Here is a 16,845-nt window from a genome sequence, read left to right as displayed (position 1 = left end):
AGGCCGGGGAGCTCAGCGGGGCGCTCTTGACTGCGGCGTCGAGGCCGGGCAGGAACCATTTGGCCTGGGACGCGGCGATGGCGTTGAAGGCCGGGGAGCTCAGCGGGGCGCTCTTGACTGCGGCGTCGAGGCCGGGCAGGAACCATTTGGCCTGGGACGCGGCGATGGCGTTGAAGGCCGGGGAGCTCAACGGGGCGCTCTTGACTGCGGCGTCGAGGCCGGGCAGGAACCATTTGGCCTGAGACATGAAGGCGTCGGCGAGGCGCCGGCTGGGCTTGTGAGATGAGCCGGCATCGGCCTCGGAGGCATCATCAGACACGCTGGACAAACCCGCCTCCTGACTGCGAGAGCTTCCCTCGGGGCCAGCCCCACACTGGGATGGTACTGGTGCTTACCCGTACCGTGTCCGAGGTGCAGCACCCGCGCGCAGTAAACGCCGAGCTATGGCGAGTCCAAGATCATCGGGTACAGATTCGGCACAACTGAGGACGACGGCGCGTGCAAACGTCGAGAGGCGACGACCAGTCCGCCGCAGCGTAGAGCGCGGATCTGTCCGATCGATGTGGATCTACGGAGGCCGTGGGTGTGAGGGGTTCAAGTCCCCTCGGCTCCATCGCGAAGCAGCGGGTCAAGGACGGGTTCCCGGACGATTGAGAAACCCGCCCTTGATCACATCGGCTACTTGCCCGCCCGAATAGGCGTGGCTGTGAGGGAGTTCTCGGCACCGGATGGGCCCTGGTTGCCGGCCCGGGGCCTATCCAGTCCAGGTAGGTTGGCTATCAGCCGATTGGGATGGCGCCGACGAGGCGCAGCCTGTGTTGTGTATCGGTTCGTGTCGATCCTGGTACACGAACCGAACCCAACGACTCGGGCAGGGGGTTGGTGCCGCTTCGTGGGCGCCAGTTGCAGTTCGCCAATGATGGCGACCATGGATTTCTGGTCGACGTCGGGCTGGAGTTCGACTCCATATGCATGATCGAGTCGAGGGACTCTGACCATCGACCAGATCCCTATCCCGGCCGCGCCTGTAGCTCTGACGAGGGTTCGGGTCAATGCTGACGGCGTTGCGGGGCGTTGGCTGTCCGCGTTATCGGTGGTCAGTTGAGGCGGTGGTTGAGGGCGGTGTGTCGGCGTCCGGCGCCGACGGTGCGGACGGCGGCGGCGAGGGCGCGGCGGGAGCCGACGAGGACGACGAGCTTTTTGGCGCGGGTGACGGCGGTGTAGAGCAGGTTGCGTTGCAGCATCATCCATGCGCTGGTGGTCAGGGGGATGACGACGGCGGGGTATTCGGAGCCTTGGGAGCGGTGGATGGTCATGGCGTAGGCGTGGGCGAGTTCGTCGAGCTCGTCGAAGTCGTAGTCGATGTTCTCGTCCTCGTCGGTGCGGACGGTCAGTGTCTGCTCTTCGGTGGACAGGGCGGTGACGATGCCGAGGGTGCCGTTGAAGACGCCGGCTTGGCCCTTGTCGTAGTTGTTGCGGATCTGGGTGACCTTGTCGCCGACGCGGAACACACGCCCGCCGGTGCGCCGTTCGGGTTGCCCGTCGCGGGCGGGGGTGAGGCGTTGTTGCAGCAGCGTGTTGAGGGCGGCGGCGCCGGCGGGGCCGCGGTGCATGGGGGTGAGGACCTGCACGTCGCGGCGGGGGTCGAGGCGGAATTTGGCGGGGATGCGGGTGCAGGCGACGTCGACGGTGAGCGCGGCGGTGGCGTCGGTGTCGTCGCTGGCGAATAGGAAGAAGTCGGGCAGCCCTTGGAGGAGGGGTGGACGGCCGGCGTTGATGCGGTGGGCGTTGGTGACGACGCCGGACTGGGCGGCTTGACGGAAGATCTGCGTCAGCCGCACGCGCGGGATCGTGGGGGCGGTGAGGAGGTCACGGAGGACCTCACCGGCACCGACGGAGGGGAGCTGGTCGACGTCGCCGACCAGGAGTAGGTGCGCGCCGGGCGGCACGGCTTTGATGAGCTTGTTGGCGAGGATCAGGTCGAGCATGGAGGCCTCGTCGACGACGAGCAGGTCGACATCCAGGGGGTTGTCCCGGTCGTAGGAGGGGTCGCCGCCGGGGCGTAGCTGCAGCAGCCGGTGCACGGTGGCAGCCGGGTGCCCGGTCAGCTCCGACAGTCGCTTCGCGGCGCGGCCGGTCGGGGCGACCAGGGTGACCTTGGCTTTCTTCGCGGCAGCGAGCTCGACAATGGAACGGACGGTGAAGCTCTTGCCGCAGCCGGGGCCGCCGGTCAGGACGGCGACCTTGGAGGTGAGGGCGAGACGGACAGCGTGTTCCTGCTCGGGGGCCAGGTCGGCGCCGGTGCGGGCCTTCAACCACGCCAGCGCCTTGTCCCAGTCGACGGCGGTGAAGTGCGGCAGCCGGTCGGCGCGGTCGTGCAGCAGCCGCAGCAGCGATGAGGCCAGGGACTGCTCGGCGCGGTGAAACGGCACCAGATACACCGCCGACACCGGCACACCGTCCGCGCCGGGCAGATTCTCGCGGACGACCCCCTCCTCGCCGACCAGTTCGTCGAGACACGCGGTGACCAGGTCCCCGGGCACGTTGAGGATTTTGGTGGCGTCGGCGACGAGCTGCGGCGCGGGCAGGTAGCAGTGGCCGTTGTCGGTGGCCTCCGACAGGGTGTACTGCAGCCCAGCCTTGACCCGCTGCGGGCTGTCGTGGGGGATACCGACGGCCTGGGCGATGGTGTCGGCGGTCTTGAAACCGATGCCCCACACGTCGGCCGCCAGCCGGTAGGGCTCGTTGCGGACCACCGAGATCGACGCGTCGGCGTACTTCTTGAAGATCCGCACGGCCAGAGAGGTGGACACCCCGACTCCTTGGAGGAAGACCATCACTTCCTTGATGGCCTTCTGCTCCTCCCACGCCGCGGTGATCTTCGCCGTCCGTTTCGGCCCCAGGCCGGGAACCTCCACCAGCCGGGCAGATTCCTCCTCGATGACCCGCAGGGTGTCCAGGCCGAATTGGGCGACGATCCGCTCGGCGAACACCGGCCCGATGCCCTTCACCAGACCGGAGCCGAGGTAGCGCTGAATGCCCTGAATCGTGGCCGGCAACACGGTGGTGTAGGAGTCGACCTCAAACTGCCGTCCGTACTGCGGATGCGACGACCACCGCCCGGACAGCCGCAAACTCTCACCGGGCTGCGCGCCCAGCAGCGCCCCCACCACGGTCAGCAGGTCGGAGCTGCGGTCGGTGGCCACCCGCGCGACCGTGTAACCGGTCTCCTCGTTGACGTAGGTCAACCGCTCCAACACCGCGTCCAACACGGCCAACGGGCGAGTGGGGGCAGACACCCGCCCATCCTGCCCTCCGCACACACGGCAGCGCTATCTACCCGGCCGCACGCCATCGGCCAGGGACTGGCCTCACGACCCGAGCCTGAGGCCCCGTCCTGCGGCCCATGGGCGAGGGATGGCGCACGGCGGCGCGACCCTGTCATCGTCGCCGAGCGGCAGGGCCACCACCGCCTTGACCAGACCCGCCGTTCGCCCCAGCCGTCAATTGTTGATACGGGCTGGCCTCGCTCGGATTGCCCGAGAGGCCATGGGGCTAAGGACGGGCAAGGCAAAGAGTTACGTCGTGACGCCATGCCTCGCGCGAGCCCGGGGTCCTCACGTCGGATGCTGTCATGGCAGGCCCCGACCCCGGCGCAGCTTGGCACCCGGCTTTGCCGCGTCGGTCACTGAGTGCGTGTTTGAGAAGCTCGAATGTGGACGGTGTGGCGGCGTGACGGTGGCCGCCGGGGCGGGCAGGGTGTGCGGGTGTCGTCGCCTCGTCGTGGTTACCCGTCGGACCTGACCGATGCCCAGTGGGCGTTGATCGAAGGTTTGTTGCCGGAGCCCAGCACGGACGGGCGGCGGTAGAAGCATCCTCGTCGGGAGATCGTCAACGCGATCTTGTACGTGGTGCGCTCGGGGTGTCCGTGGCGGTACCTGCCGGCGGATCTGCCGCCGTGGCAGACGGTGTACTGGTACTTCGTGCGCTGGGAAGACGCTGGTGTGACCGAGAACCTGCTGGCCACGCTGAGGGTCAGGGCGCGGGTGCAGGACGGGCGGAATCCGGAGCCGTCGGCGGGGATCATCGACTCGCAGTCGGTGAAGGGCGCCGACACCGTCGGGCAGCAGACGCGTGGCTACGACGCGGGTAAGAAGGTCAACGGCAGGAAACGGTTCATCATCACCGATACCGCCGGGCTGTTGGTCACCGTGGCGGTGATGGCCGCGTCGTGGCAGGACCGCGACGGTGCGAAGACCGCCCTGCTCGCCGCTTATCTGGCCACCCCGATCCGGCACGTCTTCGCCGACCAGGGCTTCGCGGGTCGTCTCGTCGACCGGACCCGTGACACCTTGAGGATCACGCTGGAGATCGTGCGGAAGCCCGCAGACCAGCGGGGCTTCGCCGTGCATCCGCGCAGGTGGGTCGTGGAGCGGACCCTGGCATGGCTCACCGCCTGCCGCCGGCTGGCCCGCGACTACGAACGCCACCCTGAAATCTCCGAAGGCATCGTCAGGTGGGCCGCCATCGCCGGCATGACCCGCCGCATCACCCGCGGCCGGCCAGCCCGACGGCAGGCAAAGCGCACCTTCATCTGGACCTGATCAAGTCCCTCTCAAACACGCACTGAGCTGCTGGGTGATCATTCTCATGCATCCGGCTCTTGCTTGTCGCGCCCCACATATGTAGCAGCGAGTTACGACACGTCACGTAGGGTAGTGGACCTGGCGGGGGGTGCCGCTCGGCGCGTCGAGGGTGACTGTGTCAATGCGCGCCGTGAACTGCCCGGTCGGTTGTGAGTCGAACGGGACGGTCGATGGCGAAGCTGGTCGTTTTCCCGTCACTACTGGTGATCATGGTCGTGGCGTAATCGCTTCGTCCGATTTGTATCGTGGGTCGGTTGTGATCACCGTGAGGGGCATTTGGGCACGGGTTCTAACGCCCGCGAGATCATCCGTCAATGCATTGATCTCGATTAGTCGATCTCCCTAGGCTGCGCTGACTTTCGCTGTGTCCGGTTTTACGGGGAGGCTGGCTGTGCCAGAGCAGTGGGTGCGTGGCGGCGTGTTCGTCGCCTTGGCGGGCAACGGATTCGTCCGCTGGGCGAGACGGGTCGCGGTGGCGCTGGCGGTGCTGATGGTCGTGACCATGTCGGACGTTCCGGTCCGGCCTGATCGGGCGGTGGCCGCGCCAAGGCCGGCCGCCGCGCCGAATCCGGCCGAGAAGCAGGCGTGTCCGGAGGATCGTCCGGACGAGGTGTCGGCGGCGGTGGCCGCGCGGTTGTGTGGCGAGCGGGTCGAGGTGGCGAACCGGCGGTCGGAGACCGTCCAGGTCTTCGCCAACCCGGACGGCACTCTCACCCAGGAGCAGGCGCTCGCGCCGGTGCGGGTCCGTCAGGGCGACAGCACGTGGGTGCCGGTGGACCTGACGTTGGAACGTCGGGCCGACGGCACGGTGGTGCCGAAGGCGCACGCCCGCGACCTGAGTTTCGCCGGTGCGTCCTCGGGGTCGGGTGAGCACGAGGTGGTGTCGCTGGGCACCGGTGCGGAGCGGACGTCGCTGGCTTGGGCGGGTTCGCTGCCCGAGCCGGTCCTCGACGGCCGGACCATCACGTACCCGGAGGTGCGTCCCGGGGTGGATCTGGTGTTCCACGCCCACGCGACCGGCTTCGAGCAGCACTTCGTGGTGAAGGACCGGGCTGGCCTGGCGCAGGTACGCAAGCTGGCCTTGTCGATGCGTACCGGCAAGCTGACCGCCGCCGCTGATGGCATGGGCGGGCTGGTGCTGAAGAACTCCCGCGGGAAGCAGGTCGGGCGGGCGCAGAAGCCGCTGATGTGGGACGCGAAGGTGGGCCCGCAGTCCGCCGAGCACCTCAACACCGCCCCGGTCGCGCTGCGCGCGACGCCGTCCGGCGCGGGCCGTACCGATCTGGAACTGACGCCCGACGCGAAGTTCCTTGCCCGCGAGGATCTCACCTTCCCGGTGACGATCGACCCGCCGACGTCGTTGTCGCCGTCGTTCGACGCGTTCGTGCAGAACAGCTACTCCAGCGACCAGTCGGGTGCCGCCGATCTGAAGCTGGGTTACTCCAACGACGGTGGCACCTTCTACGCCCGGTCGTACCTGCGGTTCAACACGACCGGATTCGCCGGCAGCAAGATCATCACTGCGAAGCTGCGGCTGTGGAACTACCACTCCTGGTCCTGCACCGCCGCCTCCTGGGAAGCCTGGCGCACCGACCACGTCGACACCTCCGTGCGCTGGACCAACCAGCCCACCGCGCGGGCGAAGGTCGGCACGTCGACCGAGACCAAGGGCTACAACTCGTCGTGCAACGACGGGTACGTCTACATCGAGGTCGGCGGTGCGTTGCAGCACAGCGCCGACAACAACCTGTCCAGCGCCAGCGTGATGCTGCGGGCCACCTCCGAGTCGAGCACCGCCGGGTGGAAGAGGTTCGACTCGGCCGAGGGCGGCCGACCGCCGCTGGTGACGATCACCTACAACAGCGCGCCGTCCGCGCCGTCCGCGCTGGCCGTCGCGCCCTGCTACACCGCCTGCGGCGTGGGGGCGCGGACGGCGTCGTTGCGGCCGACGTTGTCGGCGAAGCTGGCCGACGCCAACGCGGGGCAGACGTTGCAGGCCGAGTTCGAGGTGCGTAACAAGAGCACCCTGGCCGTGGTTTCCACGTCGGGCCTGCGTTCGGGTAGCCCGGCCTGGACCAACGGGTCGACCGCTTCCTGGCAGGTGCCGGTCAACCTGGCCAACGGCACCGCATACGAGTGGCGGGTGCGCGGCAAGGATCCGCACTTTTACGGTGCATGGACGGGCTGGACCACGTTGACCGTGGACACCACCAAGCCCGGGGTGCCGTTCGTGTCGGCGACGATCTACCTCAACGACGGGCAGCCGCACGGCGGCGCGGAGGCGCCGGACACGTTCACCTTCACTCCGGCGGCCGGCACCACCGACCTGGCCGCGTTCGTCTACAAGCTCGACTACGAGGCGAGCGCGACGACGGTGGCCGCAACCGCCGCAAAGTCGGTGACGCTGCGCCCGCGCGACGGCCAACGGACGTTGACGGTGCAGGCGAAGGACTCGGCGGGCAACCTGTCCGACCCGAACCTGTACGTCTTCTCCGCCGGTAACGCGGCGCTGGCGCAGCCGCTGCCCGGCGCCACCATCGTCAAGCGCACGAAGCTGGAGATCACCACACCGGTCGCCGGCTACACCCGCGCCTACTTCGAATACCGCCGCGGCCCAGGCGGCGCAGTGCTGCCCATCCCGTCGGCGAACCTCACCTCGGCCACCGGCGCGCCAATCTTCGCGACCGCCGCCAGCCCGGTCACGCTATCGTCGCTCGGCGGCTACGCGATCTGGAACGCCACCGACACCCTCGGCCTCACCGGTGGCATCGTGGAGGTGCGGGCGCGCCTCTACACGACCAGTGGCAGCACTCCGGCGTACACCATTCCATGGGTGCAGGTGAGCGTCGATTCCAGCGGGGCCGGTGCCGCCGGTGACGACATCGGTCCCGGTTCGGTCAACCTGCTGACCGGCGACTATGAGCTGTCTTCCGCCGACGCCGACGAGCTGGGCCTTTCGGTTGCCAGGACGTCGTCGTCGCGCAACCGTAGTGACGGCTACCTGCCGATGGGGCAGCGGTTGACGCCGAACCAGCAACAGATCTCCACCAACCTGACCGGCTTCACCGTGCCAGGCACGTCCTCGGCAGCCCGCTCCACCGTCCGCGGCCAAGGCGAGACCACCCCGGCCGACTCGCTGGAGATCACACCGGTCACCACGACCAGCAACGACACCTACGTGGCGGTCGGTGGTGACGGTGGGGCGATGCGGCTGGGTATGACCGCCGGCAAGACCTACCGGATGACGGGTTGGATCTTCGTGCCCGCCGCGACCGGCCTCGTTCCGGAGAACACCCACCGTGGGCTGCGGATCGTCGGCCTGTACCGGGTGGGCGGCGCATACACCGAGGTCGTCTCGCCGATGGCCGCCTACACCGAGGGGTGGCAGGAACTGTCGGTGGACATGACCGTCCCCGCCGGCGCCACCGAAGCATTCTTCCGCCTCTACAACGGCGCCCAGGGCGGTTCCGGCCGCCGGGTCTACTGGGACAACCTGTCGATGACCGAGATCGTCGCCCCCTTCGGGCCGGCCTGGTCCGGTGGCGCGACCGGCGGTGCGGCGGATGTCGACTACACCACCCTCACCCTGCCCGAGCCGTCCCTGGCGATCGTCAACACCATCGGCGGCGGCTGGATCACCTTCGCCAAGAACACCGACGGGACGACCTTCACCCCGGAACCGGGCGCGGAGGGACTGGTGCTGAGCCGGGTGGGCAGCACCGCCTACCGGCTGTCGGAACTGGACGGGACGATCACCGAGTTCACCCAGCAGGGCGGGACGTGGGCGGCCGCCTCGTCGTGGACGGCGGAATCACACAGCACCACCCGCTACACCTACGACACCACTGGTGATCGGCTGCTGCTCAAGAAGGTGATCAACCCGGTCGAGCCGGGCGTCGACGACACCTACAACTGCACCACCGCCACCCCGGCACGTGGCTGCGAGGTCCTCGAATACGAGTACGCCACCGCCACCACCTCAGGGCTGAGCCAGAGCGTCTTCGGCGACTACACCGACCGGGTCTCCGGGGTGAAACTCTGGGCCTGGGACCCTGACACGTCCGCGATGACCGCCACCCAGATTGCCCGTTACGCGTACGACAACCTCGGCCAGCTCCGCGAGGTCTGGGACCCGCGGGTCAGCCCAGCGCTCAAGACCAGCTACGAGTACGCCGATGGTCGGGTTGCCAAGGTCACTCCGGCCGGTGAGTTGCCGTGGCACTTCGACCACGGCAATCCCGACGTCGACTCGGCGGCGCTGCGCTGGGATCTCGACGCCGGCTCCGGCACCGCCGTCGCAGACTCCTCCGGCAGCGGCCGCACCGGCACCATGGCCAGCGGTGTGACCTGGGGTCAGGGCAACGACCCCGACAACCCCGCCGACCGGGCTGCGGTTTTCACCGGCGGCTCCGGCCAGCAGATCAGCGTCGCCGGTTCGGCGCTGTCCAACACCTCCTCCTACACCGTCTCGGCCTGGGTGCGCCTGAAGACCAAGACGGTTAACCGGACCGCGGTGTCCAAGGACGGCTCCCGCACCAGCGGCTTCTTCCTCAACTACGTCGCCGCCGACGACCGGTGGGCCTTCTCCCGGGTCAGCGCCGACAGCGACGCCGCCACCCCGATCCGGGCCACCTCCAACACCGCAGCGGTGGCCGGCAGGTGGACCCACCTCACCGGCGTCTACGACACCGCCAGCGGCCGGATGAAGCTCTACGTCGACGGCGTACTCCAGAGCACCACCGCCGCGGTCGGCGGCTGGAACGCCACCGGCGGATACGTGATCGGCCGCGCCAAGTGGGCCGGTGCCGCAGCCAACGTCTGGGACGGCGAAATCGACGACGTCCGCGTCTACGGCAAGGCGCTGAACGACGACCAGGTCGCCGACCTGGCCGGCGACGAGAACGCCGGCCGACTGCTCCGGGTCCGTCGCGCCGCTCTGCAACAGGGCTCCAAGACCGTCACCGACGGTGAAATCGCCACCAACATCGTCTACAACGTCCCGCTGACCCAACTCGGCGGCGGTCCGTACAACCTGAACCACACCGCCATCTCCGCCTGGGGACAGGTCGACCTACCCACCGACGCCACAGCCGTGTTCGGCCCGGAGGACCACCCCGGCCGCAACAGCGCCACCCCGGCGGCACCGGGCACCAACGGCTACAAACACGCCACTGTCCACTACCTCTCCGCCGGCGGAAAGGAAGTCAACACCGCCACCCCAGGCGGCCACATCGACACCCAGGAGTACGACCGGTTCGGCAACGTCATCCGCACCCTGGAGGCCACCGACCGGGCCCTCGCCCTCGGCGTCCTGCCCAACGCCGACACCTCCCTCGCCGAACTCGGCCTGGCCGGCTCCGACACCGCCAGCCGGGCGCTGGCCCTGTCCACGGTCAGCACCTACAGCACCGACGGCATCGACCTACTCGAAACCGTCGGACCGACCTCGACCCTGGTCCTGGAAAACCCGCTCGACGACCCCGACGGCATCGGACCACTGGAGGCCATCCCCGCCGGCGCCACGGTCATCGGCCGGGCCCGCGCCGTCAACACCTACGACGAGGGCAAACCGGACGGCGCCACCTACCATATGCTGACCACCGAGCGGGAGAGCGCCCAGATCGTGGGCTACCCGGACGCCGACGTGCGGGTCAGCAAGAACGGCTACGACCCCGAGCACGGTGGCGTCTCCGGCTGGACGTTGAAAACGCCGACCAAGGTGATCGCCGACGCCGTGCCCGGCGGCCGGAACATGACCGCGTACGCGGTGTTCAACGCTCGCGGCCAGGTGCTCAAGTCCTGGGGGATCGGCTCGACCGGGTCCGACGCGATGGCCCACGAGACCATCTACTACACGGCCGGGGCGAACGCCCAGGACAGCGGATGCGGCAACAAGCCGGAGTGGGCTGGAGAACCGTGTGTGACCCGGGCGGTCGGTGCGGTGACCGGGCACGACCCGGCCCGGATGACCACCAACCTTCCGGTACGGCGCGTCGTCTCGTACACCCGCTACGGCGACGAGGCGGTGGTGACCGAAACGGCGGCCGGTAAGACCCGCACCACCACCACGACGTACGACCCGGCTACGCGGGTGACCAGCACGGCGATCACCTCCGACGAGGGCGCACCGATCTCGGCGGTGACGACCACGTACAGCCCGACCTCGGGTGACGTCACCGTGACCTCGATGGGTGGCGCGTCCATCAGTCGTGAGTACGACCTGCTGGGCCGGCTGGCGTCGTACACCGACGCCGACGGCGGGACGACGGTCAACGAATTCGACCGGTTCGGCAAGTCGGTGAAGGTCTCCGACCCGACCGGCCACGCCACCTTCGCCTACGACCGGGTGGCCGAACCTCGCGGCCTGCTGACGAGCGTCACCGACAGCGTCGCCGGCACGTTCTCGGCGAAATACTCCCCGGACGGGCAGCTCACCGAGCTGAAGTACCCCGGTGGGCTGACCCGCACCGACCGGCTGGACGCCAACCTGCAACCGGTGGAGCGGACCTACACCCGCGACTCCGACGACGAGGTGATCTTCTCCGAGTCGGTGGCCACCAACACCGCCAGCCAGTGGGTGGAACACACCTACACCGGCGGCAGCAAGACCTACCGCTACGACCGGCTCGGCCGGCTGCTCCGGGCGCAGCACGACAGCGCGATCACCGAGGGCTGCTTCACCAGGACGTACTCCTACGACGACCGGACGAACCGCACCGGCAGTGCCGGTTTCGCCCCCGGAGCCGATGGTGAGTGTGACGAGTCGACGGCGACCACGACCCGCAGCCACACGTACGACACCGCGGATCGGCTGACCGACGACGGGTACGTCTACGACGCGTTCGGCCGCACGACGAACCTGCCGGGTGGCCTGGTCAACAGCTACTTCGCCAACGACCTCGTGCAACGCCAGCAGTTGGAGGACGCGCGGCAGACGTGGACGCTGGACCCGGCGCACCGGTTCCGGGCCTTCACCACCGAGACGTTGGTCGACGGGAACTGGGTCAACGCCTCGTCGAAGCTCAACCACTATGGCGACGACTCCGACGAGCCTCGGTGGATCGTCGAGGACACCACGCTGGGCAACGTCACCCGTAACGTGTCCGGCCCGGACAGCGACCTGGTTGCCACCACCTCGGCGACCGGCGACGTGGTGCTGCAACTGACCAACCTGCACGGCGACGTGGCCGCAACTGTCGATACGGCGTTGACCGAGCCGGAGTTGTTCGACTACGACGAGTTCGGCGTACCGATGCCCGGGCAGGCCGACCAGCGGTACGGCTGGCTGGGCGGCAAGCAGCGCTCCGGCGAGGCGATCGGCGACGTCATACTGATGGGCGTCCGTCTCTACTCACCCACGCTCGGGCGGTTCCTCCAGGTCGACCCGGTCGACGGCGGCAACGCCACGGCGTACGACTACTGCGCCGGTGACCCGGTCAACTGCATCGACCTCGACGGCAAGTGGGGCTGGGGCAGCGTCAAGAAGGGCCTGTCGAAGGTCGCCAAGGTCGCCTCATACGCCGCCATGATCCCTGGCCCAATCGGCACCGTCGCCGGAGTCGTTTCAGCAGTCTCCTACGCAGCCACCGGCAACTGGAAGGAAGCCGCATTCGCGGTGGCCACCGCAGCAGCAGCCACCGTAGGTGCCGGCGCAGCAGTCCGAGGCGCCCGACTCGCCGCCAACACTGCTCGTGCTGCATACAAAGCCAAAAAAGTCAGTAATGCTAAGCGCGCCTACCAAGGCCGGCACCGCAATCGGTGCAACTCTTTCTCTGCAGACACCCCCGTACTGATGGCGAATGGCGTATACCTGCCGATTAGCGCGGTTCAAGCAGGTGACTGGGTTGCCGCTGTTGACAGTGGAACACGGGAACTAACTCTCCAGCCCGTTATTGATGTATTCGTAGGCCAGGGTGCGCGCCATCTTGTCGAAATTTTTCTAAATGCCGAAAAAGGTGCTCTGACTGCGACTGCCGAACACCCTATCTGGGTGGAGGGTAAAGGGTGGGTTGATGCGGTCGACATCGAATCTGGGGATTCAGTCGTCCGTGCCAGCGGTGAACAAGTTGCCGTCCGAGCGGTAATCGACCGAGGCTGGGTTGACTCCCAGACCGTCTACAACCTCAACGTCGGAAACGTCCACACCTTTTTAGTAGGTGGGGGCGATAATGAGATACTTGTTCACAACAAGAGCAGCTCCTGCAAAATAAAAAACTACAACCTTGCTCACGTGCTTGGTGGACACGGATCCGCTACTCGTGTCGCAGGCAAAGGGCGCTTCAGGAGCAGGAATGTAAAAGAAGTTAAGCGCTTGATTAGGGAGACCGTCCAGAGAGGAAAGAGCAGGCCGAACACGGAGGGGCGCTCAGGCAGGATTCACGAGCGCGACTTCGGTCGCCGAGTCGGGCGCGACACCAAGGGGCGCCCAGCCACTAGGGTTCGCGTTGTACTGAGAAGCGGAAAAGTTGTCACCGCATTCCCTTACTAGCGCAGCGGCGAGCTATTGAAGTAGCTTGTCGTTGTTCTCGGACTCGACTTGGGCGCGGCAATAGGAGCGCTACGTGCGGAAGGGGTCTCGTCTACAGATATCCGTAGACGAGACCCCTCCCGCTTGTCGCCTCGATCAGTCTCCCACAAAGTGCAGGTGATGGTCCTCTATTTTTGCTAGGCACTTCCTTGACATTGTCTCAATGCGGGCGATCTGACGCTTCTCGGGGGCGGTGCGGGCGTACTTCTCAAGTATCGGAAGTTCCTGAATGAATGCGTTGACATCCGAGCCGCGGATGATGGTGTTGGCGTAGGGGTCAATCTTGTCAAGCGTCGGCGTCCGGCCCGACTGGTAGCATTTGTTCAGGAGGCCGGAGAATATGTCGTCGGCGTCAACGACCATCTCAACTGTAGTTGTTGGAGTGCGTCCTTTGCGCGGCTTCGCGCCTTGATGGCGCAATTCAACATTAACTCCCATGATCTGCATTGTATCCTATTAAGGGGCGTGGGTATGGGTCATGACCGCCAACTCCCTGGTCGCCGCTCTTGTGCTCGCCGCCGGAAAACCCAGGTCTCGCTGCTTATAGCACCTACATTACGCTGCTGATGACCTCGATAGCGCAGATTCCACGAACGGACTGGTTGACCAACCGTGAGACCCAGGGCCATTGCGTAGTCGGCTTGCGGGGCTCTGAGCAGTACGTTCGCGGAGTGAGTGGCCTCTGTGGAGGCGAAGGAGGCGGGTGAGACCGCACCGATGATCATGGAGTTGTCTACGCTTCACGATCCCGAGGACCTCACCTGCAGATGGCATCATCTCTCATCCCGGTACTGCCCGTGACGGCAACCGGCTTCGACACCTTGCTGGCACCGGTTACCGGGTGATCGAATGGGCTCCGGTCAGTCCGGAGCCCATTCCGTCCAGGTGGGGTTGGCTGTGTGCGGTCCTGGCGCTCGACCCGATTTCCGACGACGGGTTGGCCGTCGTTATCTGGGCATCAGCTCCAGTTCGCCATTGACGGTGATCATGGTTTCTGGTCGACATCGGGCCACCGACACGAACCCCCATGCCCGGTCGTGATGGTCGGGCCGAATCGCTTCGGCGCCCCCCGTTTACCCCCCGAAAACCCCGGCCCAAGGCTGTCAATCAGCAACAATCGATGACTAGTGTGTGGCCGCGTTTGCGCAGCTCAGTGACAGTTTTCGACAAGCAATGACAAGCCCTGGATCATCGCGATCGGTAACAAGGGGTCGTCGGTTCGAATCCGGCCGTCCCGACAGCACGAAAAGAGGCCGTCAACCGGGGTGAAAACCCTGGTCAACGGCCTCTAATTCGTATGCGGGTCGGCGTAGGTGCTCGAATCCGAGTTGGGTGACAGGGCGGCGAGTTCGGCGAGGGCGAACTTCAATTTCCCGCTGGTGAGCGAGGCGACGGGGTCGGGCAGGCTCTTGTGGTCGACCGAGGCAACGAGCAGCGCCGTGATCGACTTGCCCTTGACCGGAAACCGCTGCCCGTCCGATGACGACAGCGCCCCGGAGCCGAACGCACGGGTCAGCGGCAGCGGGTGGTTGGAGGTTCACCACCGCGGCGTTGGTCGCTTCCAAGGTCTCCAGTCGGAAGTACCACTCTGCGGTCCAAGCAAGAACGTCGTACGGGATGCCGCAGGACTCGGCGATCGCGGACAGGCCGATGTTGGTCGTCTCGGCGCTGATCACATACAGCAGGTTGCGTTTCAGCTCGGCCGGCCGGTTCACCTTCCCGCCAGCGTGCACGCGGTGGTCGGTGAACCCGGTGCGCGCGTCGACCTCTATCAGCGCCGACGCGACCGGCGGGCGAGGCAACCCGCCGCCTCGCCCGCCACCAAAACAACTGAAACCCTTATTTACCAGGCTTTTACTGGGAGGGAGCTGTCCTGGCGAACCGCCAGGTCAGCCCGTGATCACCTTCTGCCCGGTGCGTTCCCGCCCGGCCACGCTGATCTTGCGCGGCTTGGCCTTCTCCGCGATCGGGATCCGCACGACCAGCACACCGTTGTCATACGCGGCGTCGATGTGGTCGGTGTCCAGCGCATCGCCGAGGAACAGCTGTCGGGAGAACACCCCGAGCGGGCGTTCACTGAGCTGCACAGTGGCCTGCTCGCCCAGGTCGATGGGGCGGCGTTCGGCGCGTACGGTCAGCACGTTGCGTTCCACGTCGATGTCGATCGCGTCGGCGTCCACCCCGGGCAGGTCGAATGCGATCACGAACTCGTCGCCGTTGCGGTACGCGTCGGCGGGCATTGCCGTCGGCCTCGACCAGGTCCCGGTCAGCGGTACGCCGAACAGTTGCTGGGCGAGCCGGTTGACCTCGGTGAAGGGTTCGCTGCGCATCAACATGGTTCCCACCTCCTGCGGTCTCGACTTGGCAGTCAATGCGCGATACCGTCTTTCTAGCATGTCATCGCTCCGATGACAAGAAGCTCGTCATCCAAACGATGACACGGAAAGAGAGGGCCATGCCCGACACACCTGCCACCGCTGCGGCGCCACCGCCCGCCGAACGCGATCTGACCGACGTCACGGCCGTACTCGTCGCCACCGCGCGCGCGGTGGCGCGCCCCACCGCCGGCAGCCCGGCGGTCAGCGGCGCTGACCTGCTCCACGCCCTAGTACTGCTGCGCTGGGCCCAGGCCGAACTGGCCGGCCTCGAACCAGTCCTGATCGCCGCCGCCCGCGCCGCCGGAATCTCCTGGCAGGCCCTCGCGCCCGCCCTGGGAGTGGCCAGCCGCCAAGCCGCCGAACGCCGCTACCTACGCAGCGCGGCCGCCCCCACCGACCAGCCGGGCGCCACCCGCGACGACCGCGTCCAAGCCGAACGCGACCGCCGTGCCGGCAACCGCGCCGTCGCCCAATGGGCCAACGACAACACCGCCGACCTACGCCGGCTCGCCGGCCAGATCACCGCCCTGACCGACCTCGGCGACGCCGCCACCGCCGACCTCGCCCAACTACACCAAGCCCTCGGCGACCCGGACGCGACCGCCCTACCCGATCTCCTCGCCGCGACCCACCAACACCTCCCCGACCACCCCGATCTGGCAGCACAGATCGACACCATCACCGACCGCACCAACCAGATCCGCCGTCAACACCCACGCCGCAGAGGGGACACCACATAAGCCAAGGCCGGACCAATAACGTGAGTCGACCCCAGACCAATTACGTGAGCGTCCCCAGTGGCAGTCGGTGTCGCCTTGACGAGGCGCGGCTGCGGCGACTGGCCGACACCCTGGACGAGGGGCCAGCGGCGCATGGCTTCGGCGAGGATCAGCGTTGAACCTTGGCCCGGGTATCGGATCTGATCGCCAGGATGTTCCGCACCCGCTACACCGTGCGCGGGACGTCGTATCTGCTGCATCGCGTCGGCCGGTCGGTGCAGGTTCCCGCGCACCGGCTCGTCGAACGCGGCTCTCTGCGAGATCAGGATCGCCGCCGGGCGGCCGTCTGCGATCAGTGCGCTACCGCCGGGCCGAGGCGGACCGCTGGCGTGCCGCTTCGTACAGTACGACAGTCGCGGCGGTCGCCGCGTTCAGGGAGCTGGCGGATCCGAACATGGGGATCCGGACGAGTTGGTCGCATGCCTCGCGCCAGCCGGAGCTGAGGCCGGTGGTCTCGTTGCCGATCAACGCCAGGGTGGGTTGTGTGAAGTCGTACTCGGCGGCGTCCAGGTTGC

At 67.2% G+C, this 16,845-nt stretch carries 7 protein-coding genes and 3 pseudogenes; 4 read left to right on the top strand and 6 right to left on the bottom strand.

Features of this window, described 5'->3' with window-relative positions:
• Together E0H26_RS29030 and recD2 are read right to left on the bottom strand one after the other, a co-directional pair.
• Positions 1-247: hypothetical protein (locus E0H26_RS29030; RefSeq protein WP_131309688.1), on the bottom strand; the 247-nt coding region annotated here is incomplete at its 3' end.
• An 850-nt stretch (positions 248-1,097) separates the two neighbouring features.
• On the bottom strand, positions 1,098-3,299 hold the full coding sequence (gene recD2, locus E0H26_RS29025; RefSeq protein WP_131309686.1) for an SF1B family DNA helicase RecD2: 2,202 nt from the start codon (positions 3,297-3,299) through the stop codon (positions 1,098-1,100).
• 414 nt (positions 3,300-3,713) lie between these two features.
• Here recD2 and E0H26_RS29020 point away from each other — a divergent pair.
• Positions 3,714-4,604, top strand: a pseudogene (locus tag E0H26_RS29020) (IS5 family transposase).
• Between the two features lie 433 nt (positions 4,605-5,037).
• On the top strand, positions 5,038-13,134 hold the full coding sequence (locus E0H26_RS30385; protein WP_131309684.1) for a LamG-like jellyroll fold domain-containing protein: 8,097 nt from the start codon (positions 5,038-5,040) through the stop codon (positions 13,132-13,134).
• A gap of 135 nt (positions 13,135-13,269) precedes the next feature.
• Here the strand turns inward: E0H26_RS30385 and E0H26_RS29010 are convergent, their stop codons facing one another.
• The 3 genes and pseudogenes from E0H26_RS29010 to E0H26_RS29000 all read right to left on the bottom strand — a co-directional run bounded on the left by E0H26_RS29010 (position 13,270) and on the right by E0H26_RS29000 (position 15,509).
• A complete protein-coding gene (locus E0H26_RS29010; RefSeq protein ID WP_131309682.1) occupies positions 13,270-13,611 on the bottom strand; it encodes a hypothetical protein in 342 nt (113 codons plus the stop codon).
• Positions 13,612-14,608: 997 nt separating this feature from the next.
• Positions 14,609-14,981: pseudogene (locus E0H26_RS30520) on the bottom strand (Tn3 family transposase); the annotation flags it as partial.
• Between the two features lie 81 nt (positions 14,982-15,062).
• Positions 15,063-15,509 carry an Hsp20/alpha crystallin family protein gene (locus E0H26_RS29000; protein ID WP_131309680.1) on the bottom strand — a complete coding sequence of 149 codons (447 nt, stop codon included), beginning with the start codon at positions 15,507-15,509 and terminating at the stop codon, positions 15,063-15,065.
• A 119-nt stretch (positions 15,510-15,628) separates the two neighbouring features.
• Between E0H26_RS29000 and E0H26_RS28995 the strand changes: the two genes are divergently transcribed.
• Both E0H26_RS28995 and E0H26_RS30690 read left to right on the top strand, forming a co-directional pair.
• Positions 15,629-16,291 carry a hypothetical protein gene (locus E0H26_RS28995; RefSeq protein WP_131309678.1) on the top strand — a complete coding sequence of 221 codons (663 nt, stop codon included), beginning with the start codon at positions 15,629-15,631 and terminating at the stop codon, positions 16,289-16,291.
• A gap of 161 nt (positions 16,292-16,452) precedes the next feature.
• A pseudogene (locus E0H26_RS30690) lies at positions 16,453-16,566 on the top strand (winged helix-turn-helix domain-containing protein); the annotation flags it as partial.
• A 64-nt stretch (positions 16,567-16,630) separates the two neighbouring features.
• Here E0H26_RS30690 and E0H26_RS28985 read toward each other — a convergent pair.
• The coding region (locus tag E0H26_RS28985; protein WP_165522020.1) for an RNA methyltransferase at positions 16,631-16,845 on the bottom strand (215 nt) is incomplete at its 5' end.

This window comes from Micromonospora zingiberis (genome assembly GCF_004331455.1).
Lineage (GTDB): Bacteria > Actinomycetota > Actinomycetes > Mycobacteriales > Micromonosporaceae > Micromonospora > Micromonospora zingiberis.
Note: the sequence above shows the minus strand (reverse complement) of the source record. Positions and strands in the feature narration are given on the sequence as shown.

Coding starts and splice junctions, on each gene's coding strand:
- E0H26_RS28995 (WP_131309678.1), top strand. CDS start 15,629: ATGCCCGACACACCTGCCACCGCTGCGGCGCCACCGCCCGCCGAACGC.
- E0H26_RS29000 (WP_131309680.1), bottom strand. CDS start 15,509: ATGTTGATGCGCAGCGAACCCTTCACCGAGGTCAACCGGCTCGCCCAG.
- E0H26_RS29010 (WP_131309682.1), bottom strand. CDS start 13,611: ATGGGAGTTAATGTTGAATTGCGCCATCAAGGCGCGAAGCCGCGCAAA.